General features: G+C 59.4%; 3 protein-coding genes. 2 read left to right on the top strand and 1 reads right to left on the bottom strand.

What is annotated here, in order from left to right; all coding sequences use genetic code 11:
- Positions 1 to 268: 268 nt before the first annotated feature.
- Entirely contained in the window at positions 269 to 1462 is a 1194-nt protein-coding gene (gene hemW, locus NW853_RS00680; RefSeq protein ID WP_414336133.1) for a radical SAM family heme chaperone HemW, read from the bottom strand.
- A 65-nt stretch (positions 1463 to 1527) separates the two neighbouring features.
- On the opposite strand from hemW, the gene hisH reads away from it, so the two are divergent.
- Together hisH and NW853_RS00670 are read left to right on the top strand one after the other, a co-directional pair.
- Entirely contained in the window at positions 1528 to 2166 is a 639-nt protein-coding gene (hisH, locus tag NW853_RS00675) for an imidazole glycerol phosphate synthase subunit HisH (RefSeq protein ID WP_414347141.1), read from the top strand.
- A 22-nt stretch (positions 2167 to 2188) separates the two neighbouring features.
- Positions 2189 to 2650 (top strand): EVE domain-containing protein, encoded by a 462-nt coding sequence (locus tag NW853_RS00670; RefSeq protein WP_414336137.1) that lies wholly within the window; start codon positions 2189 to 2191, stop codon positions 2648 to 2650.
- Positions 2651 to 2801: the final 151 nt, after the last annotated feature.

Raw genomic sequence — 2801 nt, 5'->3', positions numbered from 1 at the left:
GAGAGGGGCTGGGGGTGAGGGCCATCCCTCAGGGAGAGGGGCTGGGGGTGAGGGCTGGGAGAGGGGCTGGGGTTGGTCGCGTAAGCGGCGCGGAGCGCTTGGGCCTCAGGGAGAGGAACTGGTCGAAGAGCGCTTGGGGAAATGAGCGCCTGGGAGCTGTTTCAATCTAGTCTGAAATGACTACAGCCTACCCCCTTTAAAGCCTGAGTTGCCGGCCAAGTGGGGTCGGAAACTTTGCCGAGCAATCTTGTGCACGTGGCCGACGCAATCAAGCCAACAAGTCCTTGAGAACCTCATTGGAAAACAGCCAGCCCTCCGGCGGGATCAGCCGCAGCCGCCCGGCCTCACAACTGGCCCAACCCTTCTCAAAATAGGGATCCAGTCTCTCCAAGGCTTGCTTCAGCTTGTTGTCGCCAAAACGCTCTTGTAAATGGCCTAAATCCAGCCCTTCTTGTAAGCGCAACCCCAACATCAAAGTATCCATCCAAACTTCCTCTGGGGATGCTTCCGGGGGGAGGGGGTGGGCTTTGGCTTTCACCTGCTCAAAATAGTCGTAAAGGGTTTTGGGCTGCTGAATGCGCCGTCCCCCTTCGTAGCCGACGGATCCCATGCCAAAGCCAAAGTAAGGGCGATTTTCCCAGTACACCCGGTTGTGGCGGCAGGCATACCCAGGGCGGGCAAAATTGGAGATCTCATAGTGAATGTAGCCTGCTTGGGTGAGCAGCTCTCGCGCCATCAAGTACATTTCAACTGTGGTTTCCTCAGTGGGCAAAGGTGCATCTCCCGGTCGGTACATCCGACCAAATCGGGTTCCCGGCTCAATCGTTAAATCATAGATGGAGACATGGGTGGGGTTGATTTCAAGAACAGCCTGCAGCGATTGCTGCCAGTGCTCCAAGGTCTGGTAGGGCAGCCCAAAGATCAAGTCCAGGTTGAAATTCTCAAAGCCCACTGCCTGCAAGTCGGCCACGGCTTCGTAGACTTCTTCCACCCCATGCAGGCGGCCACAGGCGGCCAGCAGCTCAGGTTGAAACGCCTGTACCCCCAAGCTGATGCGGTTAACCCCCAGATCCCGGTAGCCCGCCAACTGCTCCCGCGTCAGGGTGCCAGGGTTGGCCTCCAGCGAGATCTCGCAGTTGGGATGAAACGGGATCCTCTCCCGCAGTTGAGCCAAGATCCGGCCCAACTGCTCCACCGTCAGCAGGGAAGGGGTGCCGCCGCCGAAAAAAATGCTGGTCAAGGGCTGGGGATCCCCGGCCAAATGGCGGTAGCGGTAGGCGCCGCCGATCTCCTGGCAGAGCCTCTGCACATAGGTTTCCATCAGCTCGCGGGTGCCCAGGCCGGTGGCAAAGTCGCAGTAGTAACAGCGCTGCCGGCAGAAGGGGATGTGCAGATAGGCTGCTGCGGGCCAGCCAAGCTGAGTGGAGAGGATAAGGTTTTCCTCAGATGCTGCAACTACCATAGCTCCCTACCTTGCTAAAACCACTATACTGGTAGGCTCCTAAACGCTTTAGGAAAAGGGATCCCATGAAAGCCGTGCGCCTGGCGGTGATCGACTATGATGCCGGCAACTTGCATTCGGCTTGCAAAGGGCTGGAGCGGGCCGGGGCCGAGGTGCAGCTAGTAACAGAGCCGGCTGGGCTGGAGGCTTTTGATGGCATTGTCCTGCCCGGCGATGGGGCTTTCGACCCGGCCATGCAGCAGTTGCGGGCGCGGGGCTTTGAAGAGGCAATCCGAGCAGCAATCGGGCGGCAGCAGCCCTTTTTGGGCATTTGCCTTGGGCTGCAGGTTTTGTTCGAGGGCAGCGAAGAAGGGACAGAGCCAGGGCTGGGCCTTGTGCCGGGGCGGGTGCAGCGCTTTCGACCGGAGCCTGGCCTGCGCATCCCCCACATGGGCTGGAACCAGTTGCACCTTACCCAGCCCCAGTCTCCTCTTTGGGCAGGGATCCGCGACCAAAGCTGGGTTTACTTTGTCCACTCCTACCACGCCGTGCCCAGCGACCCAAGCTGGGTGGCCGCCACCACCCAACACGGCAGCCAAACCTGCGTGGCCGCCATTGCCGGCGGCGCTTTGTTGGCCACCCAGTTTCACCCCGAAAAGTCCGGCCCGGTTGGTTTGAAGATCTTGCAAAACTTCGTGGACTTTGTGGCAGGATCCCTGGCCTAGACCTCGATTTTTCCCAAGCCCCATGAACTACTGGCTGATGAAATCGGAGCCCAGCGTCTACAGCATCTGGGATCTGCAGCGGGAGGGCCAAACCCTTTGGGACGGCGTGCGCAACTACCAAGCCCGCAACTACCTAAAAGCCATGCAGGTTGGGGATCGCGCCTTTTTCTACCACTCCAACGCCAACCCCCCCGGCATAGCCGGCCTGATGGAGATCCGAGAAACCCAGGTGGTCGATCCCAGCCAGTTTGATCCCACCAGCCCCTACTACGATCCCAAGTCAACCCCTGCGGATCCCCGCTGGCACACGGTGCGGGTGCACTTTGTTGCCGCCTTTGAGCGCTTGATCCCTTTGGCCGAGTTGCGAGCTGCCTTCACCCCCGATGAGCTGGAGGTGGTGCGACGAGGCACGCGCCTGTCGGTGATGCCCGTTCCCCAGGTTGTTGCCGAGCGGCTGCTGGCATTGGCGACTGCTCCTACTTAGCTGCTTCCGTTTCTGAAGATTCAGAGCGCAAAGAGATACAGCGTATCTGAAGTTTCTTAACGAATCCGAAAAATAGGAAACTGGGTATTCAACACCTGCCTAGGATTGAGAAAGCGACCTAGGGCGAGGTCATTGTGGCGCTGCGCGATGA

Origin of the sequence: Synechococcus sp. H55.11 (assembly GCF_047462475.1) — a bacterium.
Taxonomy (GTDB): Bacteria; Cyanobacteriota; Cyanobacteriia; order Thermostichales; family Thermostichaceae; genus Thermostichus.
This window is presented reverse-complemented; position numbering and strand designations above follow the sequence as displayed.